Genomic DNA, 25,358 nt, shown 5'->3' with positions numbered 1-25,358 from the left:
CGTGTCCGGGCAGGTCAAGGCCGTGCTGGGCCTCGGGTTCGTCGAGCCCGGGCGCGCGTTCCAGGAGATGGGCTTCGACTCGCTGACGTCGGTGGAGCTGCGCAACCAGCTGGGCGCGCTCACCGGCCTGAAGCTGACGGCGACGATCGTGTTCGACCACCCGACGCCGGCGGCGCTGGCCAAGCGGCTGCACGCGCTGCTGGGCCCGGCCCGCGGTGCGGCGGACTCCTTGCTCGCCGAGATCGACCGCCTGGAGACGCTCCTGACGGGAGCGGGCTCGCTGAACGGCTCGACGGCGAAGGTCACGGCCCGCCTGGACGCGCTGCTGCGCAAGTGGACCGAAGCGAACACGACCACCACCGAGTCCGCCGACCTGGACGAAGCCACCGACGACGAGCTCTTCGCCGTGCTCGACGAGGAACTGGGGATCTCATGAGCAACGAGGACAAGCTCCGCGACTACCTGAAGCGGGCGACGGCGGACCTGCAGGCGGCCCGCCGCCGCGTCCAGGAGCTGGAAGCTCAGCACACCGAACCCATCGCCATCATCGGCATGAGCTGCCGCTATCCCGGCGGCGTCCGGACGCCGGACGACCTGTGGGAGCTGGTCGACCAGGGCCGCGACGTCATCGGGGAGTTCCCCGCCGACCGCGGGTGGGACCTCGAGGGCATCTACGACCCCACCCCCGACCGGCCGGGCAAGACCTACACGCGGCACGGCGGTTTCCTCTACGACGCCCCGGGTTTCGACGCCGAGTTCTTCGGCATCAGCCCGCGGGACGCCCGCCGGTCCGACCCGCAGCAGCGGATCCTCCTCGAAGCCTCCTGGGAGGCCTTCGAACGCGCCGGGCTCGACCCGCACTCGCTCAAGGGCAGCCCGACCGGCGTCTACGCCGGCGTGATGTACCACGACTACAGCGGCGGCAGCCCCGACGGCAGCCTCGTCTCCGGCCAGGTCTCCTACACCCTCGGCCTCGAAGGCCCGTCGGTCTCGGTCGACACGGCGTGCTCGTCGTCGCTGGTCGCGCTGCACATGGCCGCCCAGGGCCTGCGCGACGGCGACTGCTCCCTCGCGCTCGCCAGCGGCGTCGCCGTCATGGGCACCCCCGAGATGTTCGTCGACTTCAGCGGGCGCCGCGGGCTTTCCGCCGACGGCCGCAGCAAGTCCTTTTCGGACGACGCCGACGGGACGTCGTGGGCCGAGGGCGTCGGCGTCCTCGTGCTGGAGAAGCTCTCCGACGCGCGCCGCAACGGCCACCGCGTCCTCGCGCTGCTGCGCGGCTCCGCGATCAACCAGGACGGCGCCAGCAACGGCTTCTCCGCCCCGAACGGGCCCTCGCAGGTCCGCGTGATCGAGGCCGCGCTCGCCGACGCCGGGCTGTCGCGGTCCGATGTGGACCTCGTCGAGGCACACGGCACCGGCACCGCGCTCGGCGACCCGATCGAAGCGCAGTCGCTGATGGAGACCTACGGGCAGCGCACCACGGGCGAGCCGCTGCTGCTCGGCTCGATCAAGTCCAACATGGGCCACCCGCAGGCCGCGGCCGGCGTCGCCGGCGTGATCAAGATGGTGCAGGCGCTGCGCCACGGCAAGGCACCGCGCACCCTGCACGTCGGCACGCCCTCGACGCACGTCGACTGGACGGCGGGCGCGGTCGAGCTGCTCACCGAGGCGCGCGACTGGCCCGAGGTCGGCCGCCCGCGCCGGGCCGCCGTGTCGTCGTTCGGCGTCAGCGGCACCAACGCGCACGTCATCCTGGAGCAGGCGCCCGAGAGCGACGCCGTCGAGCCGCCGCTGCCCGCGGTCCACCCGCTGGTCCTGTCGGCCAAGACCCCGGCCGCGCTGGCCGAAGCCGCCGCGCGGCTGGCGTCCCACGTGGACGGAAACCTCGTCGACGTCGCGCACACCCTCGCCACCGGTCGCGCACGGCTCGACCACCGCGCGGTGGTGCTGTCGACGGATCCGAAGCAGGCGTTGGAGACGCTGGCCGCGGGCGGTTCGCGCCCCGACGTCGTCACCGGGACCGCCGACGTCCGTGGCAAGACCGTGTTCGTCTTCCCCGGCCAGGGCTCCCAGTGGACCGGCATGGCGACCGAGCTGCTGACGCAGTCGCCGGCGTTCGCCGCCCGGATGGCCGAGTGCGACGCCGCGCTGCACGAGTTCACCGGCTGGTCGGTGATCGATGTCCTGCACGGCGAGCCGGGCACCCCGCCCGCCGACCGGGTCGACGTCGTGCAGCCGATGCTGTGGGCCGTGATGGTTTCGCTGGCCGCGCTGTGGCGTGCGCACGGCGTCGAGCCGGACATGGTGATCGGCCACTCGCAGGGCGAGATCGCCGCGGCGAGCGTGTCCGGTGCGCTGTCCCTTCAGGACGGTGCGCGCGTGGTCGCGTTGCGCAGCAAGGCGATCGGGGACGTCCTCGGCGGCCGCGGCGGTGGCATGCTCGCCGCCGGCCTGCCCGCCGCCGAGCTGCTGACCCGCTTGGACGCCTGGGACGGCCGGATCTCCCTGGCCGCCGACAACGGCGCCACCTCGGCCGTGCTGTCCGGCGACGGCGACGCCCTCGACGAGCTGCGCGACCAGCTCGTCGCCGAAGGCTTCCGCGCCAAGCGCGTCCCGGTGGACTACGCGTCGCACTCCGCGCACGTCGAGCACCTCGCCGACCGCCTGCTGGCCGACCTCGGCCCGATCGAGCCCGGCGCCGGCACCGTCGCGATGACCTCGACGGTGACCGAGGAGCCCGGGGCGACGATGGACGCCCGGTACTGGTTCACGAACCTCCGCACCACGGTCCGGTTCGCCCCGGTCGTCGCGAAGCTCGCCGAGGCGGGCTACACCCGGTTCGTCGAGGTCAGCCCGCACCCGGTGCTCGCGATGAGCATCCAGGAGACCCTCGACGAGGGCGAGCACAGCGGTTCCGTCACCGGCACCCTGCGCCGCGACGAAGGCGGCCTGACGCGGTTCGCGACGTCGCTGGCCGAGCACTCGGTCCGCGGCGGTGCGGCGGACTGGGCCTCGCTGGTGCCCGGTGGCCGGATCGCCGACCTGCCGACCTATCCGTTCCAGCACAAGCGCTTCTGGCTCGAAGAGGAAGCCACCTCGGCACTGCCCCGGGCGTCGGTCGCCGACCAGGACTTCTGGCAGGACGTCACGAGCGGTGACGTCGACGCGCTGGCGACGAGGCTCGGCGTCGAAGCGGCCCCCCTGGGCGAAATCGTCCCGGCACTCGCCGCCTGGCACGGCCGCCGCACCGAACTGTCCACTGTGGAATCCTGGCGCTACCGCGTGTCCTGGGCGCCGGTGACCGTCACGGGCGGGCTGGTCGGCACCTGGCTGGTCGTCGTCCCGGCCGGCGTCCCCGAGGCGGCCGAACTGGCCGACGCGCTCGCCGGGCAGGGCGATGTCGTCCGGGTGATCGCCGAGCACGGGGAACTGGCGGAGGCGCTCACCGAAGCGACGGCGGTGCGGCCGTTCGACGGCGTGCTGTCGCTGCTGGCCCTCGACACCCGCGAACACCCGGAGCACCCCGCGCTCAGCACCGCGGTCGCCGCCACCATCGCCCTGCTGCAAGTCCTGCGGGACAGCGACGCTCCGGTGTGGGTCGTCACCCGCGGCGCCGTCGCGGTCGACGCCTTCTCCGGCGCCGACCCGGCCGCCGCCGCGGTGTGGGGCCTCGGCACGGTCGCCGCGCTCGACCAGCCCGCCACCTGGGGTGGCCTGGTCGACGTCGACGGCCCCGCCGACGCCGCCCGCCTGGCCGCGGTGGTGTCCGGTGTGGACAGTGAAGACCAGGTCGCGATCCGGCCGTCCGGGGTGTTCGCGCGGCGCATGGTCCACGCTCCGCTGACCGGCACCGCGGACGAGTGGCAGCCGCGCGGGACGGTCCTGGTGACCGGCGGCACGGGCGCGGTCGGCGCGCACGTCGCCCGCTGGCTGGCCGGCCGCGGGGCGAACGACCTCGTGCTCACCAGCCGTCGCGGTCTCGACGCCGAAGGCGCGCGTGAGCTGGCCGAAGAGCTGGGCGCCACGGTCGTGGCCTGCGACGTCTCCGACCGGGAGCAGCTGAAAGCCCTGCTGGCCGAGCACCCGCCGACCGCCGTCGTGCACGCCGCCGGCGTGCTCACCGCCGAGTCACCGCTGGCCGACGTCACACCCGGCGAGTTCGCCGCGGCCACCCGCGCCAAGGTCACCGGCGCCGCGCTGCTCGACGAGCTGCTCGGCGACACCGAACTGGACGCGTTCGTGCTGATGTCCTCCGGCGCCGCCGTGTGGGGCACTTCCGGCCAGCCCGCCTACGCCGCGGGCAACGCCTACCTCGACGCGCTCGCCCGGCGCCGCCGCGCCGCGGGCCGCACGGCGACCGCGATCGCGTGGGGCTCCTGGGGTGGTGGCGGCATGGTCGACGCCGAAGCGAGCGACCTGCTGCGCCGCATGGGCCTCGCCGAGATGGCGCCGGAACTGGCCGTCGAAGCACTGGGCCAGGCCCTCGACCACGACGAGACGCACCTGGTGGTCGCCGACATCGACTGGGCCGCGTTCGCCCCGGTGTACCAGCTCGCCCGCCCGCGGCCGCTGCTGCGCGCCTTGCCCGAGGTCGGCGAGGACAAGACCGAGGCCCCGGCCGACAACGGCGACCTGCGCGGGCTGCCGTCCGCCGAGCTGCGGCGGACGCTCCTGGAACTGGTGCGCACCGAGGTCGCCGTGGTCGCCGGCTACGACGGCGGCTCGGCGGTCGAACCGGCCCGCGCGTTCAAGGAGCTGGGCTTCGACTCCGTGACCGCGGTCGACCTGCGCAACCGGCTCGGCGCGGCCACCGGCCTGAAGCTGCCGGCGACCGTCGCGTTCGACCACGTCAACCCGCAGGCGCTGGCCGAGCACCTGTGGACCCAGCTGGGCGGCGGCGAGGCCGCGGTCCCGCTGGAGGTCGAGCTGGACCGCCTGGAGGCCGTCGCGTCCACTTTGGACGCTGCGGAGATCGACCGGTCCCGGATCGTCGCCCGGCTGCAGGCGATGGTCACCACGCTGCACAAGACCCTGTCCGGCGCGAAGGCCACCGACGTGCTGGAGACCGCGACCACGGATGAGCTGTTCGCCCTCATCGACAACGAGCTCGGCGCCTGAGAGGTATGTCCACGATGACTGACGAAAGCAAGCTGGTCGACTACCTGAAGCGGGTGACCGCCACCCTGCAGGAGACGCGGGAGCGGCTGCGCGAGGTCGAGGCCGCCGACGCCGAGCCGATCGCCATCGTCGCGATGGGCTGCCGGTACCCGGGCGACGTCCGCTCCCCGGAGGACCTCTGGGAACTGGTGGCGCAGGGCCGGGACGCGATCGGGCCGTTCCCGACCGACCGCGGCTGGGGCCTGGACACCATGTTCGACGCCGACCCCGACAGCCCGGGCACGAGCTACGTGAGCGAGGGCGGCTTCCTCCACGACGTCGCCCAGTTCGACGCGCCCTTCTTCGGCATCTCGCCGCGCGAGGCGCTCGCCATGGACCCGCAGCAGCGGCTCACGCTGGAACTGGCGTGGGAGACCTTCGAACGCGCCGGTATCGCGCCGCACTCGCTGGCCAAGCAGCAGGTCGGCGTCTTCCTCGGCAGCGGCGACCAGGACTACTACGACGAGCTGCCGCCGGCGGTGCTCGCCGGCGAGGTGCAGGACTACCTGAGCACCGGCAACGCCGGCTCGGTCATCTCCGGCCGGATCGCCTACGCCCTGGGCCTGGAAGGCCCGGCCATCACCATCGACACGGCCTGCTCGTCGTCGCTGGTCGCGCTGCACCTGGCCGTGCAGGCGCTGCGGCAGCGCGACTGCGCGCTGGCGCTGGCCGGCGGCGTCATGGTGATGTCGCGGCCCGGCCCGTTCGTCGCGTTCAGCCGCCAGCGCGGCCTCGCCGCCGACGGCCGCTGCAAGCCGTTCTCCGACAGCGCCGACGGCACCGGCTGGGCCGAGGGCGCGGGCACGCTCCTGCTGGAGCGGTTGTCCGACGCCCGCCGCAACGGCCACCCCGTCCTCGCCGTCGTGCGCGGCACCGCGGTCAACTCCGACGGCGCGTCCAACGGCCTCACCGCCCCGAACGGCCCGTCCCAGCAGCGCGTCATCCGCCAGGCGCTGGCCAACGCGCAGCTCTCGGCGTCCGATGTGGACGCTGTCGAAGGCCACGGCACCGGCACCACGCTCGGCGACCCGATCGAGGCGCAGGCCCTGCTCGCCACCTACGGCCAGGACCGCGACCGCCCGCTGTGGCTCGGTTCGATCAAGTCGAACATCGGCCACGCCCAGGGCGCGGCCGGCGTCGGCGGCGTGATCAAGATGGTGCAGGCCCTGCGCAACGGCCTGCTGCCGAAGACCCTGCACGTCACCGAACCGAGCACCGAGGTCGACTGGACCGCCGGGAACGTCGAGCTGCTGACCGAGGAGCGGCCGTGGGCCGCGGGGGACCGGCCGCGCCGCGCCGGCGTCTCGTCGTTCGGCGTCAGCGGCACCAACGCGCACGTCATCGTCGAAGAGGCGCCGGCCATCGAGGTCGAGGAGACCACGCCGAACTGGCCCTCGGAAATTCCGGTCCCGTGGCCCCTGTCCGGACACGGCGCCGCCGCGCTGAAGGCCCAGGCCGCGCGACTGTCTGATGTGGACGCATCGGCGCTCGACATCGGGTTCTCGTTGGCGACGTCACGCTCGCCGCTGAGCCACCGTGCGGTGGTGTTCAACGGCAAGGCAGGTCTTACGGCCGTGGAAGTCGGCGAGCTGGTCGAAGGGCAGACCGCGTTCCTGTTCTCCGGGCAGGGCGCGCAGCGCGCGGGCATGGGGGCCGAGCTGGCCGCCGCGTTCCCGGTGTTCGCCGCCGCGCTGGACGAGGTGTGCGCGGAACTGGACCAGCACCTCGACCGTCCACTGAAGACGGTCGTCTTCGACAAGCCGCGCCTGATCAACCAGACCGGCTACACCCAGCCCGCGCTGTTCGCGATCGAGGTCGCGCTGTTCCGGCTGCTGTCCTCGTGGGGCATCAAGCCCGACTTCCTGCTCGGCCACTCGGTCGGCGAACTGGCCGCCGCGCACGTCGCCGGGGTGCTGTCCCTGGCCGACGCGGCCAAGCTGGTTGCCGCCCGCGCCAAGCTGATGCAGGCGTTGCCGACCGGCGGTGCCATGGTCGCACTGCAGGCCACCGAGGACGAGGTCACGCCGCACCTGACCGGCGGCGTCAGCATCGCCGCGATCAACGGCCCGGACTCCGTCGTGCTGTCCGGCACCGAGGACGCCGTCACGGCCGTCGTCGCGGAGTTCGACGGCCGCAAGTCGGCCAAGCTGAAGGTGTCGCACGCGTTCCACTCGCCGCTGATGGAGCCGATGCTGGCCGAGTTCGGCGAAGTCGCCCGCACGCTCACCTACGCCCAGCCCGAGATCCCGCTGGTGTCCAATGTGTCCGGCGCGCTCGCCGGTCCCGAGGTCGCCACGCCGGAGTACTGGGTCTCGCACGTCCGCGCGGCCGTCCGGTTCCACGACGGCCTCACCGCGCTGAGCGCCCAGGGCGTCTCGCGGTTCGTCGAGGTCGGGCCGGACGGTGTCCTGTCGGCGTTGACCCGGCAAGCGACGGACGCGGTCGTCGTGCCGGTCCTGCGCAAGGACCGTCCCGAGCCCGCCACCGCGCTCACCGCGCTGGCCGAGCTGTACGTCAGCGGGCTCGCGCCGGACTGGGCCGCGGTCTTCGAGGGCCGCGGCGCCCGGCGCGTCGACCTGCCGCCGTACGCCTTCCAGCGCAAGCGCTACTGGATCGACGCCCGCGCCAACCGCGACGAGGTGTCCGCCGCCGGCCTCACCTCCGCCGGGCACCCGCTGCTCGGCGCGGCCGTCGCGCTCGCCGACACCGACGGCGTCGTGCTCACCGGCCGGCTGTCCCTGGAAACCCACGCGTGGCTCGACGAGCACCGGCTCGGCGACGTCGCCACCGTGCCCGGCACGGCCTTCCTGGAGCTGGCGATCCGCGCCGGCGACCAGGTCGGCTGCGGCCGCATCGAGGAGCTGACGCTCGGCAGCCCCCTGGTCGTCCCGGACCGCGGCGGCGTCCAGGTGCAGGTCACGGTCGGGGCCGCGGGGGAGAACGGCGTCCGCGCCGTCAGCGTCCACTCGCGCCTCGAAGACACCGACGACCCGTGGACGGCGCACGCCGACGGCACCGTCGCCCCGCAGGCGCACCGCGGGACCGAGCTGACCGAATGGCCGCCGGCCGGCGCCGAGCCCGTCGCGATCGACGGCCTGTACGACGACTTCGCCGGCACCGGCCTCACCTACGGCCCGCTCTTCCGCTCGCTGCGGGCGGTCTGGAGCCGCGGCCGCGAGGTCTTCGCCGAGGTCGCCCTGCCCGAGGACAGCGACGCCGACCGCTTCGGCCTGCACCCGGCCGCGCTCGACGCCTGCACGCACGCCCTGCGTGTCGCGGGCGGGGGAGACGGCGGAGTCGGCCGCGTCCCGTTCTGCTGGACGGGCGTCGAACTGCACGCCACCGGCGCTTCGGCGCTGCGGGTGAAGTTCACGCCGACCACCGAGGACGGCTTCGCGGTCGCGCTCGCCGACTCCACCGGGGCGCCGGTCGCCACCGTCGCCGAGACCGTGTTCCGCGCGTTCACCGCGCCGGTCGCGACGGAGGCCCCGCTCTACCGGGTCGAGTGGCAGCGCATCGCCGCGGAGTCCACTGTGGACGCCTCGGCCGCCGAGATCTTCGAGGTCGCGGGCACCGACACGCACGAGGTGACCCACGGGGTGCTCGCCGCACTGCAGGATTGGCTCGCCGAGGAGCACCCGGAGGACGCGCGCCTGGTCGTCGTCACCCGAGGTGCCGTCGCGGCGGCCGGGGGCGTCACCGACCTCGCCGCGGCCGCGGCCTGGGGTCTCGTACGCTCGGCACAGGAGGAGAACCCGGACACGTTCGTGCTCCTGGACCTGGACGCCGACAGCACCGCGGCCGAGATCCTCCCGCAGGTTCTCGCCACCGGGGAGGCACAGGCCGCCGTCCGCTTCGGCGCGGTCCTCGTCCCGCGCCTGGTGCGTACCGCGGCGGCCGCCGAACCGGCGTACTTCCACCCGGGCGGCACGGTGCTGGTCACCGGCGCGTCCGGCGCGATCGGCGGCGCGCTCGTCCGGCACCTGGCCGAAAAGCACGACGTCCGGCGGTTCCTGCTGGTCAGCCGGCGCAGCACGCCCGCGCTGGAAAGCCTGGGCGCCGAGCTGGGCGTCCACGTCGACATCGCGCTCTGCGACGTCGCCGACCGCGCCGCCCTGGCTCAGGTCCTGGCCGGGATCCCGGCCGAGCACCCGCTCACGTCGGTGGTGCACGCCGCCGGCGTCCTCGACGACGGCGTCGTCACCGCGCTGACGCCCGAGCGCCTCGACACCGTGCTGCGGCCGAAGGTCGACGGCGCACTCAACCTGCACGAACTCACCCGCGACACGGCGCTCTCGGCGTTCGTGCTGTTCTCCTCGGTCTCCGGCGTGCTCGGCGCGCCGGGCCAGGGCGGGTACGCCGCCGCGAACGCGTTCCTCGACGGCCTCGCCGCCCACCGCGTCGCGCACGGCCTGCCCGCGCTGTCGCTGGGCTGGGGCCTGTGGGGCGAGGTCGGCGGCATGGGCGGCACCCTGACCGAGGCCGAGATCGCGCGCCTGGCTTCGGGCGGCATCGTGCCGCTGTCCACTTCGGACGCTCTCGACCTGTTCGACCGCGCGCTGGCGTCCCGTCAGGCGGCGGTCGTGCCGGTGAAGCTCGACCTGCCGGCGCTGCGCAAGCTGGACCGGATCCCGAAGACCCTGGAGGAGCTGACCGGGCGGCCCACCCGGCGCGTCGCGGCGAGTGCGTCCGCGGCCGCCGAGGACTCCTTCGCCGCCCGCGTCCGCGCCCTGCCGGAAGCCGACCGGGCCGACGCCGTGCTGGACCTGGTCCGCGGGCACGCGGCCACCGTCCTCGGCTACGGCGGCGGGCACGAGATCGAGCCGGCCGCGCAGTTCCAGTCCCTCGGCTTCGACTCGCTCACCGCGATCGAGCTGCGCAACGGCCTCACCGCGGCGACCGGGCAGCGCCTGCCCGCGACGTTGATCTTCGACCACCCGACGCCGTCCGCACTGGCCGCGCACCTGCTCATCGAGCTGACGGGCGGGGTGGAAGAGATCGCCACGGCGTCGGCCAAGGCGTCCGACGAGCCCATCGCGATCGTCGGCATGGCCTGCCGGCTGCCCGGCGGGGTCACCTCGCCCGAGCAGCTGTGGGACCTCGTCGCCGGCGGCCGCGACGCCATCGGCGACTTCCCGGCCGACCGCGGCTGGGACGTCGACGGCCTGCTCGACCCGACCGGCCGCCGCCCCGGCACGACCTACGTGGCCCGCGGCGGGTTCGTCCACGACGCCGGCGACTTCGACGCCACCTTCTTCGGCGTCTCGCCGAAGGAAGCCCCGGCGATCGACCCGCAGCAGCGGCTCCTGCTGGAGGCTTGCTGGGAGGCCCTCGAGCGCGCGGGCATCGACCCGACGTCGCTCAAGGGCAGCCCGACCGGCGTCTACGCGGGCGTCCAGTACCACGACTACGTGGGCGCGAACAGCGCCGGCTCGATCGTCACCGGCCGGGTGTCCTACACGCTCGGCCTGGAGGGCCCGGCGGTCAGCGTCGACACGGCGTGCTCGTCGTCGCTGGTCGCGATGCACATGGCGGCCCAGGCCCTGCGCAGCGGCGACTGCTCGCTCGCCCTGGCCGGCGGTGTCACCGTGATGGCGACGCCGGAGACGTTCGTCGAGTTCAGCCGCCAGAAGGGGCTGGCCGCCGACGGCCGCTGCAAGGTGTTCTCCGACGACGCCGACGGCACCACCTGGTCCGAAGGCGTCGGCGTGCTGGTGCTGGAGCGGCTGTCCGAGGCCCGGCGCCTCGGCCACCCGGTGCTCGCGGTGCTCAAGGGCAGCGCGGTCAACCAGGACGGCACGTCCAACGGCCTCACCGCGCCCAACGGCCCTGCGCAGCAGCGCGTGATCCGGGCGGCGCTGGCCGACGCCGGCCTCTCCGCGGCCGACGTCGACGCCGTCGAGGCGCACGGCACCGGCACGAAGCTGGGCGACCCGATCGAGGTCCAGGCGCTGCTGGCCACCTACGGCAAGGAGACCTCCGCCGACCGTCCACTGTGGATCGGCTCGGTCAAGTCGAACCTCGGCCACACCCAGGCCGCGGCCGGCGCCGCCGGCGTCATCAAGATGGTGATGGCCATGCGCCAGGGCGAGCTGCCCGCGACGCTGCACGTCGGCCGCCCGTCGAGTGAGATCGACTGGTCGTCCGGTGGCGTCCGGCCGCTGGTCGAGCCGGTGAAGTGGCTGCCCAACGGGCACACCCGCCGGGCCGGTGTCTCGTCGTTCGGCGTCAGCGGCACCAACGCCCACGTCATCCTGGAGGAGGGCGACCGCCGCGAGGTGACCGCCGCGCCCGATCACGACGGTCCCGTCGCCTGGCCGGTCTCCGGCCGCGGCGCGGCGGCGTTGCGCGCCCAGGCCGAGCAGCTCATGTCCTATGTGGATGAAGACCCGGAGGGCAGCCTCGCCGACATCGGCTTCTCGCTGGCCACCACCCGCGGCGCGTTCGACCGCCGCGCGGTGCTCATCGGCCAGCGCTCGCCGCAGTTCGTCCGCGGTCTCGCCGCCCTGGTCGACGAGGAGGAGGCGCGCGGCGTCGTCAGCGGGATCGCCACCGCGGGTGGCCGCACGGCGTTCCTGTTCGCCGGCCAGGGTGCGCAGCGCGTCGGCATGGGCGCCCGGCTCGCCGAGCAGTTCCCCGCCTTCGCGGCCGCGTACGACGAGGTCTGCGCGGAAGTCGACCGGCACCTCGACCGCCCGATCCGCTCGGTCACCGACGAGCTGGCCGAGACCCGCTACACCCAGCCCGCGCTGTTCGCGCTGGAAGTCGCGCTGTTCCGCCTGGTGCGGTCGTGGGGCGTCAAGCCGGACGTCCTGCTCGGCCACTCCATCGGCGAGATCGCCGCGGCCCACTGCGCCGGCGTGTTCTCCCTGGCGGACGCGGCCAAGCTGGTCGTCGCCCGGGGTGCGCTGATGCAGGCGCTGCCCACCGGCGGAGCCATGGTGGCGATCGAAGCGACGCCGGAAGAAGTCCGCGACGACAGCGTCGACATCGCCGCGGTCAACGGGCCGAACGCCGTCGTGATCTCGGGAGCGGCCGACGCCGTGGCCGCGGTGGCGGCGAAGTTCGAGCGCACCAAGCAGCTGAACGTGTCGCACGCGTTCCACTCGCGCCTGATGGAGCCGATGCTCGAGGAGTTCCGCGCGATCGCCGCGGAGCTGACCTACGCGCCGCCGCGGATCCCGGTCGTCTCGACGGTCGCCGAGGGCGCCGACCTGACCTCGCCGGAGTACTGGGTCCAGCAGGTGCGCGAAGGCGTCCGGTTCGCCGACGCGGTCACCCGCGCCGCGGCCGAGGGCGTCAACCGGTTCCTCGAGCTGGGCCCGGACACCACGCTCGCCGCGATGACGGCCGCGTGCTTCGACGAACGGCCGGAGGTCGTGGCTTCCCTGCTGCACAAGGAGAACGACGAAGCCGTCGCCGCCCTGACCGGCATCGCGCAGCTGCACGTCAGCGGCGTCGACGTCGACTGGACCGCGGTGTACGAGCCCACCGGTGCCCGGCCGGTCGCGGTGCCGACGTACCCGTTCCAGCGGCAGCGCTTCTGGCTGGAGAGCACCACCGGATCGGTGAGCCAGGAGGACCACCCGCTCCTCGGGTCGGCCCTGGAACTGGCCGGCGCCGACGGGCTGCTGTTCTCCGGACGGCTTTCCGTGGGCACGCACCCGTGGCTGGCCGACCACGTCGTCGGCGGCTCGATCCTGTTCCCCGGCACCGGGTTCGTCGAGATGGCGATCCGCGCGGGCGACGAGGCGGGCTGCCCGCGGCTGGACGAGCTGACCCTGGAGTACCCGCTGGTCGTGCCGGAGCGGACCGGCGTCCGCGTCCAGTTCGCCCTCGACGCCCCCGGTGCCGATGGCACCCGCGCGTTCGGCGTCCACTCGCGACCCGAGGGCGCGAGCGGCGCGTGGACGCGGCACGCCACCGGCAAGCTCGCCAAGGCCGGTCCGAAGGTGGGCTTCGACCTGACGGCCTGGCCGCCCGCCGGCGCCGAGCAGGTCGACCTGGAGGGCACGTACGAAGAACTCGCGGCCGACGGGCTGGCCTACGGCCCCGCGTTCCGCGGGCTCGTCGCGGCCTGGAAGCGCGACGGCGAGGCGTTCGCCGAGATCCGGCTCCCGGCGTCGGTGTCCGATGTGGACCGTTACGGCGTCCACCCGGCCGTGCTCGACGCCGCGCTGCACACCATCGGCGTCTCCGGCGCGGCGGGCAGCGAACCCGCCCTGCCGTTCGCGTGGGAAGGCGTGCGGCTGCACGCCGTCGGCGCGACGACGCTGCGGGTGCACGTCCGCCCGGCCGGCACCGGCGCGGTCGCGCTGGACGTCGCCGACGGCGCCGGGGCTCCGGTCGCGTCGGTGGAGTCGCTGCTGCTGCGGCCGATGTCCGCCGTTCCGCAGGCCGCCCCGGCCGGTGGCGGCGACACGCTGTTCCGCGTCGCCTGGGAACCCGCCGAGCTGGACGCCGTCGCCGAGGTCACCGACTGGTCCGTGCTGGGGACCGACGCCTTCGGTCTCACCGAAGCGCTGGGCGCCGAGGCGGAGGCGACCGGCCCGGCCGTGCTCCCGGTGGCCGGCGACGACCTGCACACCGAACTGCACCGCGTGCTCGGCCTGCTGCAGTCCTGGCTGGCCGGACCGGGGGAGTCGCTGATCGTCGTGACCCGCGGCGCGGTGGCGACCGAGGCGGACGAGAACCCCGACCCGGTCGGGGCCGCGGTGGCCGGCCTGGTCCGCTCGGCGCAGGCCGAGCACCCGGACCGGATCACCCTCGTCGACCTCGGCGCGGGCACCCCCGCGGGCCGGACGCTCGCCGCGGTGGCGGCGTCCGACGAACCGCAGGTGGCCTTGCGGGCCGGCGCGGTGCTGGTGCCCCGGCTGGCCAAGGCGGCCGACGCGGTGGCGGCCCCGGTGTGGGACGCGGAAGGCACGGTCCTGGTCACCGGCGCGACCGGCGCGCTGGGCTCGGCCGTGGCCCGGCACCTGGTCGCCGAGCACGGCGTGCGCAACCTGCTGCTGGTCAGCCGCCGGGGCGCCGACGCACCGGGGGCGGCTGAGCTGGCCGCGCTCGACGCCGACGTCACCATCGCCGCCTGCGACGTCGCTGACCGCGACGCCGTGTCAGCGCTGCTGGCCGCGATCCCGGCGGAGGCACCGCTGCGGGCCGTCGTGCACGCAGCCGGCGTCCTCGACGACGGCGTCCTGACGTCGCTGACCCCGGAGCGGCTCGACACCGTGCTGCGCCCCAAGGCCGACGCGGCCTCGGTGCTGCACGAGCTGACCCGCGACCTCGACCTCGGCGCGTTCGTGCTGTTCTCCTCGGCCGCCGGCGTCCTCGGCGCACCGGGCCAGGGCAGCTACGCCGCGGCCAACGCGTTCCTCGACGCGCTGGCGGCCCGGCGCCGGGCCGACGGCCTCGCCGGCACGTCGCTGGCGTGGGGCCTCTGGGCCGACGGCATGGGCGAGGCACTGGACGACGCGGACGCGCACCGCATCGGCGAGACCGGTATCACCGCACTGTCCACTGAGGACGGATTGGCGCTGCTGGACGCGGCGGCCGGCGGCGCGGACGCGCTGCTGGTGCCGATCGCGCTGGACACCCGCGTGCTGGCGTCGTCGGGCGACGACGACCTGCCCGCCGTCCTGCGCGGCCTGGCCGGCACCCCCGGCCGGCGTGCGGCGCAGGACGTGGCCGAGGACACCGAGTCGCTGGCGAAGAAGCTGGCCGGGCTGCCGGTGGCCAAGCGCGTCCCGACCGTGCTGACGCTGGTGCGCACCCACGCGGCGACGCTGCTGGGGCACGCCGGGCCGGAGGCGGTGGAACCGGACCGCTCGTTCAACGAGGTCGGCTTCGATTCGCTGTCCGCCACCGGGTTCCGCAACAAGCTCAGCCTCGTCACCGGGCTCAAGCTGCCGGTCAGCCTGATCTTCGACTACCCGACCCCGCGGGTCCTCGCCGAGCACCTGGTCGGCGAACTGGCCCCGGCCGCGGTCGAGGTCGTCGAGGAAGCCGTTACGGAACAAGGGGTTCGCGACGCGCTGGCGGGCATCCCGCTGGAGAAGCTGCGGGCCGCCGGGCTCCTGGACGGGCTGCTGGAGCTGGCGGGCGTCCGCCTGCCCGAGGAAACCGTGGAGCCCGAAGCCGTCGAAGAGGCCACGATCGACGACCTCGACACCGACGCGCTGATCAGCATGGCGATCGGCGGTGGTGACGACGACTAGTCGACCCCTATTCCGGCCCGCCCCGGCCATTATTGCCGCCGCTGACGCGGCTGTGGCCCACTGGTGGGGAGAGTTTCCCGTGCTTCACCACGATCTTGACCCGAACGAGGAGAGGTAACCCATGGTCACCGGCTACGCAATCGAAGCACGGGGGCTGCGCAAGTCCTATGGCGACGTGGACGTCCTGGAAAGCGTCGACCTGAGCGTGCAGCGCGGCACGATGTTCGCGCTGCTCGGCCCGAACGGCGCGGGGAAGACCACGACGGTGCGGATCCTCAGCACCCTCCTGGACGCCGACGGCGGCACCGTGACGATCAACGGCCACGACCTCACCGGGCCCAAGCGCAAGGTGCGCGAGCAGATCGGCCTCACCGGCCAGAACACCGCGGTCGACGAGCTGCTCACCGGCCGCGAGAACCTGGAGATGATGGCCCGGCTGTTCCACCTGGCCACCCCGGCGGCGAAGACCCGGGCCACCGAGCTGCTCGCGCAGTTCGACCTGACCGACGCCGGCGACCGCCCGGTCAAGACCTACTCCGGCGGCATGCGCCGCCGGCTCGACCTGGCGATCAGCCTGATCACCTCGCCGCCGGTGCTGTTCCTCGACGAGCCGACCACCGGTCTCGACCCGCGCAGCCGCTCGGCGATGTGGGACGCGATCCGCGAGCTGCTCGACGGCGGCACCACGATCCTGCTCACCACGCAGTACCTCGAGGAGGCCGACCAGCTCGCCGACCGGATCGCGGTCATCGACAAGGGCCGCGTGGTCGCCGAGGGCACGGCGGCCGAGCTCAAGCGCAAGGTGGGGACCGAGCGGCTGAAGCTCACCTTCGCCACCGCCGCCGAGGCGGTCCGCGCGCACGGCGTCACCGGCGGCGTGCTCACCGACGACACGGTCAGCGTCGCGATCGACCAGCCCGCCCAGGTCCGGCGGGTGCTCAACCAGGTCGCCGACGCGGGCCTCGAGACCACCGGGCTGGAGCTCTCCGAGCCGACCCTGGACGACGTTTTCCACACCCTTACCGGAACCGCGGGAGAGAAGCGATGACCCAGACCCTGTCCAGGGAGGTCGAAGGGACGCAGCTCCCCGAGACCCCGAGCCGCTCGGCGTTCGCGCTGGCGCTGTCCGACTGCCGCGTCCTGATCGGCCGCAACCTCAAGCACATCCTCCGCAACACGGAGATGCTGTTCCAGGCGGTCTCGCTGCCGATCGTGCTCCTGCTGCTGTTCCGCTTCATGTTCGGTGGCGCCATCAGCATGTCCGGCGGCCTGGCCTACATCGACTACCTGGTGCCGGGCCTGCTGGCCATCAGCATCGCGTTCAACTCGACGACCACGGTGGTCGGCGTGGCCGCGGACCTCACGCAGGGCCTGGTCGAGCGGTTCCGCTCGATGCCGATGGCCGGCGCGGCCGTGCTGGTCGGCCACGTGGTCTCCGGTGTGCTGCGCAGCATGCTTTCGTTCGTGGTGATGGTCGCGGTCGGCCTGGCCATCGGCTTCCGCCCGGCGGGCGGCGTGCTCGGCTGGCTCGGCGCGATCGGCCTGCTGGTGCTGTTCGCCTCCGGCATCTTCTGGCTCGCCACGCTGCTGGGGTCGATCGCCAAGACCGTCGAGGGCGCGGGCGGCCTGGGCATGATCCTCGTGTTCGTCCCCTACGCCACCAGCGCGCTGGTGCCCACGGCGTCGATGCCGTCGGTGCTGCGGGCCGTCGTCGACAACCAGCCGGTGACGGTGCTGATCGACGCCGTCCGCGGCCTGCTGAACGGCACGGACCTGGGCTCGACCGGCTGGCTGGCGCTGGCCTGGTGGGGCGTCATCACCGCCGGTGCCGCGTACCTCGCGATCCGGAAGTTCCACCAGCGTTCCCGCGGCTGATTCCTCCCGCGGTACCGAAGGCGGCCCGTGCCCTGCGCACGGGCCGCCTTCGTGATCCGGCCAAAAGCAGGCCGCCCCCCCCCGGGCGGCGCGTAACCATTCCTGCGAGGGCTGTTCGGCCGTGGCTGTGGCCGGATCACGAACATCGACTCAGCGCGTGCGCGCAAGGTCGACTTTAGATCGGTCGGGCACTCTGCGTAGAGAACGTCCGACCAGTCCGTGAAGTGAGGTGGCCCCGATGCCGACCCGCATCGCCGAGAACCCGGCCGTGACCCTCGACGCGTGGGCCGCCCCGCTGGCGGCCGACCCGGCCGGCGCGGCGGCGTTCCTCGCCGAAGTCGCCGACCGCGTCGCCGGCCGGCCGCGGGTGCTCGTCCTGGGCGCGGGCCCGGTGGCGGACGAGCTCGGGGAACTGGGGTACGCCGTCGCGGAAGCGGGCTTCGACAGCCTGCCCGTGCAGCGTTTCGACGTCGTGTACGCCGGTTCGGACGTGCTTTCCCGGCTGCTCGTGCAGCGGGAGCAGGTGCGCGCGGTCCGCAAGCTGGCCGGGCTGCTGCGGCCCGGCGGCGCGCTCGTCGTGCAGGGCCACCACCCGGACCCGGCCCGCTGGGCTTCGCACCCGCTGGTGACCGGGCACGACTGCGCGCGCCAGACGCTGTTCCTGGCCGACGCGCGGGTGCCGCTGCGCTACGTGTGGCCGTCGGAGCTTGACCTCATGGCGGAACTGGCCGAGCTGGCGCTCGACAGTCGCTGGGGTGGCTGGTACGGCGAGGCCGCCACGTGCGGCTCGCCGGTCGTGTCCGTCTACCGCAGCTGAAGAAAAAGAGGCCCGGTCCCCGCTGGTGGCGGAGGACCGGGCCGCTGGGAGCCGGACGCGGGCCGGGTCAGACCGCGTCCGACATCTCGCCGACGAGGATGCTGTGGTGCAGCTTCCGCAGCGAACTGCCGGGCTCGATGCCCAGTTGCTGGACGAGGTGCTGCCGGGCGGAGGCGAAGGTCTCGAGGGCCTCGGCACGGCGGTTCGAGCGCAGCAGGGCGGTCATCAGGTACTCGTAGAACGTCTCGCGCAGCGTGTGTTCCTTCGCCAGCGCGGACAGCTGACCGACCACCTCGCGGTGGCGTCCGATCAGCAGCTCGGTTTCCATCAGCAGTTCCAGGCACTCCAGCCGGCTTTCCTCCAGCAGGGTGGCGTAGGCCTGGACGTCGGGGGAGTCGGTGAAGCCGCCGAACGCCTCACCGCGCCACAGGTTCGCGGCTTCGCGAAGGATCTTCGCGGCCTCCTTGTAGTTGCGGTCCCAGTAGAGGGTCCGCCCCCGCTCGTAGAGGCGGGTGAAGCGGTCGGCGTCGAGCTCGCCGTCCGTGACGACCAGTGAATAGCCGCGCGGGCTGGTGACGACGGGGCTGTCGTCGGCGTCGTCGCCCGTGCCGCGCAGCAGCTTCCGCAGCTGCGAGACGTAGACGTACAGCGCGGCGCTCGCGCGGGCCGGCGGGCGCTCTCCCCAGAGCTCGCCGATGAGGTGCTCGGTGGTCGCCACCTGGTTGCGCTTGACCAGCAGTACGGCGAGCAGCGTCTCGATCTTGCGTGCCCGCGGGGCGCTCACGCCGGGACGTCCGCCTACTCTGATCTGCCCCAGTATCCCGTAGTCCATTTCCTGTGCCCTCCGGTGTCCGCGTCGATCGGATCTGCCCGGCCCGGCGCCCCCAGTGTTGTCCTCCAGCGCCCAACTGCCCGGTCCCACTCCGGCAGCGTACTAAACCGACCTCCCGGTTTTCAAGACAAAACCGGGAGGTCGGTCGGTTTGTTCTGTGAGCGGTCGGCAATGTCCTTGTCAGGGGCAGGTTTCTGGGGTTCCCCTAGTTGTAAACCGGGCGGTTGGTATGTAATCATGATCGAGACGCGCAGACCCCTGCGCCGGGACGAGGGGACCGACGGTGACCAAGCAGGCACGCTCGGAACACACGCGGCGCCTGTTGCTGGAAGCCGCGGCCGAGCTGCTGCACCGGGACGGGTACGCGGCCACCAGCATGGTGGGCATCGCCCAGGCCGCGGGGGTCACCAAGGGCGGCCTGTACTTCCACTTCTCGTCCAAGGACGAGATCTGCGACGAGGTCCAGGCCGCGGCGACGGCGGTGCTGCGCGAGCACGTGGGCCGCCAGCCGGCGGGGCCGCGCTCGGCCCTGCCGCGGCTGGCGGACCTGAGCCGCGCGTTGATGCGCTGGCTCGACAAGGATCCCAAGGTGGGCGCGAGCTTCCGCATGGCGCGCGAGATGGGCTCGGTGGACGAGCGGTTCGTGGTGTTTTCCCGGGCGTGGCTCGCGCAGGTCCACGAGTACGTGGCGGAAGCGCTGGCCGGCGGCGAGCTGGGCGCGGACGTGCCGATCGAGACCGCGGAGCTGCTGGTGGTGGTGACGTGCGTGGGCCTGGAGTCGGTGGTGTCGAGCCGGATCGTGGTCCCGGACAGCGATCTGGCGGCGACGCTGGGCAAGTTGTGGCGGTTGCTGGAGCTGTCCCGCCACCCGGCCGCGGCCCGCACGGCGCGGACCTGAGGGTTCGGTTCGGCTGGTCGACCCGCGCTTCTCGGCCTGGTTGGCCTGGTCGGCCGCCTCATGCTGCCGGCCGGCCCGGTGGGGATCCCGGCTTCGCCAAGGTCTTGAATGAGTCATTCCGGACCTCCCAAGCCCTGAATGACTCATTCAGGACGCCGCCGAGCCGGTCCGGCACCCGGCCGCCCGGCGAACCGTGAGTCCTCCGCGCCGGCGGTCCGGTGAAGCGCCCCAAGGCGGCCTTGGTTGCGTCTCACGCACCGAAGGCCGCCTTGGGTGCGTCTCACGCAACCGATGTGGCCTTGGGGCGCGCGTGAAAAAGGGCGACCGGCACCTGCCCGGCCGCCCGTTCCCCGAAAACCCTCAGACCGCCGCCGTCACGTGGGCCGTCCCCTCCGGGACGAACCGGTGCAACCGCCGGGGCGGGACCACCGAGGTCAGGACCGTGGTCCACATGAACGTCACCCGCTCGAGCAGGTCGTTGCGGCCGGTCAGGACCTGGGAGCTGAGCTGGATCCCGGTGAACGACGCCTGGACGAACATCGCGAGGTCGTACGCGTTGATCTCCTTGCGCAGGTCGCCCGCGGCCTTCGCCGCCAGCAGGCAGCCGTGGATCGTGTCGATCCAGCGCTTGTACGCGTTGCCCGCCGGGGCGATGAACGAACCCTGCTCGATGACCAGCCGGATGCTCGCCCGGACGCGCACGTCGGACTGCAGGCTGGCCGCCATCCCCTGGGTCAGGTCGATGACCGTCTGCAGTCCGGGGTTCTCGATCTCCGCGAGCGGGTCCCAGACCGTGAACTGCTCGTCGATCAGCGCGTCGGCCAGGTCTTCCTTCGACTTGAAGTGGAAGTACAGCGCACCCTTCGTGACACCCGCCTCGGTCAGGATGTCCGAGAGGCTCGCGCCGAGGAAGCCGACGGCGTCGAACCGCGAGGCGGCCGCCTCGAGGATCGCGTTCCGTGTCTGCTCCGCACGCTCTTGGCGAGCCACGTGTCAGCCCCTCTCGCTCTGGCCGCTCAGTCCACAGTAGACCATTCGGCGGTACCTTCCGCGTCAGAGGGTCAGTCTACGTCCCGGCGGCCGGGAAAGCCACTAAAAAAAACCGCTCGGTTGGTATGGTTTTGCGTGTCCGATTCCGCTAAAACTGATGTGGGGGGCACTGGGGTACTGGGGATGGACATTCTAGGAGGACCGTCATGGTCGGCATGATGCTTCAGGAGTCTGTGCGCGAAATACCGGAAACCAAGATCGACACGATCCCGTCGGTGAGCTCGGTCGACTTCCAGCAGACTATCCCGCGGAGCCTCGTGCACCGCGCGGCCGTCTCGGAAGTCTTCGTCACCGACCTGCACATCCTCGGCGAGGGCCGGTTCGAAGTCGGCGCGCAGTGGCCGCGCCGGCACAGCTTCTTCGGGCCGCGGACGCCCGTGTTCCACGATCCGATGCTCTACGCGGAGACGATCCGCCAGGCGGTGCTGCTGATCGCGCACCGGGCGTACGGCGTGCCGCTCAGCCACGGCTTCCTGTCCGACCACAAGGAGTACGAGGTCGAGCAGACGGGGCTGGCCACGCTGGGGCGGCCGGTCGACGTGGTCCTGCGGGTCACCGCGCACGAAGTCGAGTTCAGGGGCAAGAACGTCGGGGGCATGCGGCTGGACTTCGAGTGCTTCCGCGACGGGCGCCTGATCGGCACGGCGTCCGAGCGCTGGCGCTGTGTGTCCTCGGCGGTCTACCGCCGGGTGCGGGGCGACCACTTCGCGGCGACGCCGTTCCAGGCCGCGGTCCTGCCCGCGGTCGCCCCGGCCTCGGTCGGCCGCGACCGCGTGGAGGACGTCCTGGTGGCGGCGACGCCGACGGACGGCACGTGGGCGCTGCGCTTCGACCCGGACCACGCGGTGCTGTTCGACCACCCGGTCGACCACGTGCCGGGCATGGTGCTGATCGAAGGGGCCCGCCAGGCCGCGCTGCTGGCGATCGGCGACCCGTACGCGCTGCCCGGACGGGCGGACTTCCGGTTCGACTCGTACGTCGAGTTCGACTCGGAGTGCCTGCTGGTGGTCGACGCCGACCCCGCCGGCCCGGGCCGCACCCGGACCGTGCGGGTCGACGTCCGCCAGAAGGGCGCCTCGGCCGCGGGCGGCACGCTGGCACTGCACTTGTCGTGAGAACCGGTGAGCCGGACCTCCTGGTCACCGGCGCGACCGGCTTCGTCGGCACGGCGGTGCTGCGCGAGCTGGTCGCCCGGGGTGAGGGCGCGCGGGTCCGCGTCCTCGCCCGCCGCCCCGTGCCGGGGTGGATGACCGACGCGGGGGTGACGACCTGGCGCGGCGACGTCACCGACGCGGCCGGTCTGGTGGGGCTGTGCACCGGCATCACGACGCTGGTGCACCTCGCCTCGCAGGTGGGGGGCGACGCGGCGCTGTGCACGGCCGTCAACGAAGACGGCACGGCGAAGCTCCTGGCGGAAGCCCGCCGCGCGGGCACGGCGGACGTGCTGTACCTGAGCACGTGCGCGGTGTACCGGGACGGCGTGCACCGGGGATCGCCGGTACCCGGGGGGCCGGGGGCCGGGTCCGGTCCGGGGACGGACCCGGCGGCATCGGCCGGTCGCGGCCGGCGAGGGGGCGAGTCCGGTCCGGGCTCGCCGGCCGGTCGCGGTGGGTTCGGATCCACTCCGGGGATGGATCCGGGTGCGAGTGGCGGGCCGGGAACCGCTCCGGCAGCCCAGCTCGGTTCACCGGCCGGTCATGGCGAGCTGGGGGGTGACTCCGGTCCGGTGCCGCAGATCGGCCGGGCCTCGCGAACCGGTCACGACCACCCGGCAGGCGGGTCCGCCCTCGTGACGGGCCCGGTGTCGGCGACCAGCCGCAGCAGGCTGGCCGGCGAACGGCTGGTCCTCGCCGCCGGTGGGGTCGTCCTGCGGCCGCACCTGATCCACGGCGACGGTGACCGGCACGTCGTGCCCGCGCTGGCCCGGTGGATCAGCGCGGTCCCCGCGTGGGCGGCGGGCGGCGCGGCCCGCACGTCGCTCGTGGCGGTCGCCGACCTGGCGGCGGCGATCGCCGTGCTGGCGCTCAACCCCGGCACCGGCGGGGCGGGCGAGGTCTTCCACGTGGCCGACCCCGACCCGGTCCGGCTGCGCGGCCTCATCACGGCGGTGTGCGCGCTGCTCGACCTGCCGGTGCCGGTCGCGGATCTCACGCTGACCGAGCACCGGGCCCGCACGCGCGCGGCGCTCCCGGCGCTGACCGACCACCAGTACTCGCTGCTGACGCGGGACCACTGGTACGAGAGCACGAGGATCTGGGAACTGACGGGCGTTTCCCCGGGACCGGGCTTCGGCCCGCGCCTCGCCGAAGCGGCCGAGTGGTACCGCGGGTCGCTGGGGGCGGCCCGGTGAGCGGGGTAGACCGTCCATTGAGGATGGTCTACCCCGCTCGCGAACTCAGCTCAGCGTCACCGCCGTGTCGTCGAGGCAGAAGGACGTCTGCAGGGACGAGTCTTCGGTGCCGGTGAACGCCAGCGTCACGGTCTGCCCGGCGAACGCCGAGACGTCGACCGTCCGCTGCTGGTAGCCGGTCGCCTTGTTCAGGTTGGAATACGTCGCCAGCGTCGTCGACCCCGCCTTGACCGTCAGCTTGTCGTACTGCGTCGAGGTCGTGGTCTCCGCCGAATCGACGTGCAGGTAGAAGCTCAGCGAAGCGTGGCACCCGCTGGGGATCGTCACGGACTGCGAAACCGTGTCGGTGTGCGTGCTGCCGTAGCCGTCGAGGTAGGCGAGGTACGTGCCGGAGTGCGGTGCCTCACCGTCGGCGGACGTGGTGATCACGCCGCTCGACGCGGTCCACGCCGTCGCGCCGCTTTCGAAGCCGGGGTTGGCCAGCTTCTGGCCCGAACAGCCGCCACCCGGGGACGTGATGGTCCAGGTGAACGTCGTGCTGCCGGTGGCGCCGGAGGAGTCCTTGGCGGTGGCGGTCACCGAGTACGTCCCGGCCGTGGCCGGCGTGCCGGAAACCAGGCCCGAAGAGCTGATCGACAGCCCGGTGGGCAGCCCGGTGGCGGTCCAGGTGTAGCCGCCGCTGCCGCCGGAGGCCGACAGCTGCAGGCTCGCCGCCGTCCCGGTGACGCCGCTCTGGTTACCCGGGTTCGCCGCGGTGACGCCGCCGGAGGACGTCCCGGCGGTGAAGGCGGCGGTCCCGTTGGGCGTGCCGAGCCCGGTCGGGCCGTCCCAGCCGGCGCCCGCCTTGCACTGCACGGCCGTCGAGCAGCTGCCGTTGCTGCCGGAGGTGACGTCGTTGAGGTTGCCCGCGTGCGAGTAGGGGTAGGCGGCGGGCGTGTCGGACGCGCCGGGGGTGCCGGCGAGCGCGTAGACCGACGCGATGATCGGGGCGGACGCGCTGGTCCCGCCGTAGACGGCCCAGCCGCTGCCGCCGTAGGTCTGGTAGACCGCGACACCCGTCTGCGGGTCGGCGACCGCGGAGACGTCGGCGTCGGCGCGCTTGGCGCACCCGGTCGTCACGTTCTGGAACGCCGGCTTGGCCACGCTGGTCGAGCAACCGCTCCCCGCGCCGCTCCACGCGGTTTCGGTCCAGCCGCGGGTGCCGCCGCCCTGGGTCAGGGACGTGCCGCCGACGGCGGTGACGTACTGCGACGACGCCGGGTAGCTGATGCCGTAGCCGTTGTCGCCGGTGCTCGCGGTGATCGCGACGCCGGGGTGGTGGAAGTAGCTGGTGTCGTAGCTCGGTTCGCTGCCGTCTTCCCCGCCGCCGTAGCTGTTGGAGACGTACTTGGCGCCCAGGGAGACGGCGGTGTTCACCGCGGTGCCGAGGTCCTCCATGCTCGGCTGGTTCGCCTCGACGAGCAGGATGTGGCAGTTGGGGCAGATCGCCGAGACCATGTCGACGTCGAGGGAGATCTCGCCGGCCCAGCCGCTGTCGGCGGCCGGAAGCGGGCTGCTTTGCCCGTTTTCGTTGACTTTCTTGAAGCAGCCGTTCGCCGTGGTGCAGGCGGGCAGGCCGTAGGTCGACCGGTAGGTGGCGAGGTCGGCTTCGGCGTTGGGGTCGTCGTTGGAGTCCACAATGGCCACAGTGGCCGACGCGCTCCCGCTCGCCGTGAGGTTGTACGCGGACCGCAGCCCGGTCGGCCCGAACCCGCTCGGCAGGGCGTCCGGGGCGAGCGCGGCGCGCATCGTGTCGGTCTGGCGTTCGGCGAAACACGTTGCCATGCCGGGCTTCGCGGTCTGCGCGCACACGCGTGCCGTCGGGTGCACGGTGGTCGTGGCGGACGCCGCGGTGGCCGGGAGTGCGGCAGTGGTCAGCGCCAGTGCCGCGAAACCGGCGACGGCGAGGATTCTTCGGGGTGGACGGCGCATCGAGCCCTCCTGGAGGGAAGTCGTGCGGACGGTGGGGACCCATGGGTGTCCTGTTTATACAGTCCGCCGGGCGCCGTTGACCCATTTCCGAAGGGGCGCAATGAATTGCCCCGGCGCGGTTCCGCCGAATGGCCCGCGGACCAATCGGCCACGGCGGCCCGTTCCCGCCCGATCGGGACGAATCGGCG

Annotated in this window: 10 protein-coding genes and 1 pseudogene; 8 read left to right on the top strand and 3 right to left on the bottom strand. The window is 73.3% G+C overall.

The features are described 5' to 3' along the window. Positions 1–64: 64 nt before the first annotated feature. The 5 genes and pseudogenes from ACERZO_RS32880 to ACERZO_RS32860 all read left to right on the top strand — a co-directional run. A pseudogene (locus ACERZO_RS32880) lies at positions 65–5,121 on the top strand (type I polyketide synthase); the annotation flags it as partial. Positions 5,122–5,174: 53 nt separating this feature from the next. Then, on the top strand, positions 5,175–15,377 hold the full coding sequence (locus ACERZO_RS32875; protein ID WP_444843239.1) for an SDR family NAD(P)-dependent oxidoreductase: 10,203 nt from the start codon (positions 5,175–5,177) through the stop codon (positions 15,375–15,377). Positions 15,378–15,498: 121 nt separating this feature from the next. Further along, positions 15,499–16,425, top strand: coding sequence for an ATP-binding cassette domain-containing protein (locus ACERZO_RS32870; RefSeq protein WP_372669269.1), 927 nt, complete (start codon positions 15,499–15,501; stop codon positions 16,423–16,425). Further along, positions 16,422–17,252 (top strand): ABC transporter permease, encoded by an 831-nt coding sequence (locus ACERZO_RS32865; RefSeq protein WP_372669267.1) that lies wholly within the window; start codon positions 16,422–16,424, stop codon positions 17,250–17,252. The genes ACERZO_RS32870 and ACERZO_RS32865 overlap by 4 nt, the downstream gene beginning before the upstream one ends. 238 nt (positions 17,253–17,490) lie before the next feature. Then, on the top strand, positions 17,491–18,069 hold the full coding sequence (locus ACERZO_RS32860) for a hypothetical protein (protein WP_372669265.1): 579 nt from the start codon (positions 17,491–17,493) through the stop codon (positions 18,067–18,069). 67 nt (positions 18,070–18,136) lie between these two features. Here the strand turns inward: ACERZO_RS32860 and ACERZO_RS32855 are convergent, their stop codons facing one another. Then, positions 18,137–18,853, bottom strand: a complete 717-nt coding sequence (locus ACERZO_RS32855) for an AfsR/SARP family transcriptional regulator (protein ID WP_372669263.1) — start codon at positions 18,851–18,853, stop codon at positions 18,137–18,139. 331 nt (positions 18,854–19,184) lie between these two features. Here ACERZO_RS32855 and ACERZO_RS32850 point away from each other — a divergent pair, with 331 nt between their 5' ends. Beyond that, a complete protein-coding gene (locus ACERZO_RS32850; RefSeq protein ID WP_372669262.1) occupies positions 19,185–19,799 on the top strand; it encodes a ScbR family autoregulator-binding transcription factor in 615 nt (204 codons plus the stop codon). 360 nt (positions 19,800–20,159) lie between these two features. Here the strand turns inward: ACERZO_RS32850 and ACERZO_RS32845 are convergent, their stop codons facing one another. Next, positions 20,160–20,789 carry a ScbR family autoregulator-binding transcription factor gene (locus ACERZO_RS32845; RefSeq protein ID WP_372669260.1) on the bottom strand — a complete coding sequence of 210 codons (630 nt, stop codon included), beginning with the start codon at positions 20,787–20,789 and terminating at the stop codon, positions 20,160–20,162. Between the two features lie 275 nt (positions 20,790–21,064). Between ACERZO_RS32845 and ACERZO_RS32840 the strand changes: the two genes are divergently transcribed. Both ACERZO_RS32840 and ACERZO_RS32835 read left to right on the top strand, forming a co-directional pair. Continuing rightward, entirely contained in the window at positions 21,065–21,964 is a 900-nt protein-coding gene (locus tag ACERZO_RS32840) for a ScbA/BarX family gamma-butyrolactone biosynthesis protein (protein ID WP_372669258.1), read from the top strand. Beyond that, positions 21,961–23,199 carry an NAD-dependent epimerase/dehydratase family protein gene (locus ACERZO_RS32835; RefSeq protein ID WP_372669256.1) on the top strand — a complete coding sequence of 413 codons (1,239 nt, stop codon included), beginning with the start codon at positions 21,961–21,963 and terminating at the stop codon, positions 23,197–23,199. The genes ACERZO_RS32840 and ACERZO_RS32835 overlap by 4 nt, the downstream gene beginning before the upstream one ends. A gap of 45 nt (positions 23,200–23,244) precedes the next feature. Here the strand turns inward: ACERZO_RS32835 and ACERZO_RS32830 are convergent, their stop codons facing one another. Beyond that, positions 23,245–25,170, bottom strand: coding sequence for a putative Ig domain-containing protein (locus ACERZO_RS32830; RefSeq protein ID WP_372669254.1), 1,926 nt, complete (start codon positions 25,168–25,170; stop codon positions 23,245–23,247). Between the last annotated feature and the right edge of the window lie 188 nt (positions 25,171–25,358).

Source organism: Amycolatopsis kentuckyensis (assembly GCF_041679295.1).
Taxonomy (GTDB): Bacteria; Actinomycetota; Actinomycetes; order Mycobacteriales; family Pseudonocardiaceae; genus Amycolatopsis; species Amycolatopsis kentuckyensis_A.
Note: the sequence above shows the minus strand (reverse complement) of the source record. Positions and strands in the feature narration are given on the sequence as shown.

Excerpts from the sequence above, each read along its gene's own strand:
- ACERZO_RS32870 (WP_372669269.1), top strand. The coding sequence starts at position 15,499 with ATGGTCACCGGCTACGCAATCGAAGCACGGGGGCTGCGCAAGTCCTAT.
- ACERZO_RS32865 (WP_372669267.1), top strand. The coding sequence starts at position 16,422 with ATGACCCAGACCCTGTCCAGGGAGGTCGAAGGGACGCAGCTCCCCGAG.
- ACERZO_RS32860 (WP_372669265.1), top strand. The coding sequence starts at position 17,491 with ATGCCGACCCGCATCGCCGAGAACCCGGCCGTGACCCTCGACGCGTGG.
- ACERZO_RS32830 (WP_372669254.1), bottom strand. The coding sequence starts at position 25,170 with ATGCGCCGTCCACCCCGAAGAATCCTCGCCGTCGCCGGTTTCGCGGCA.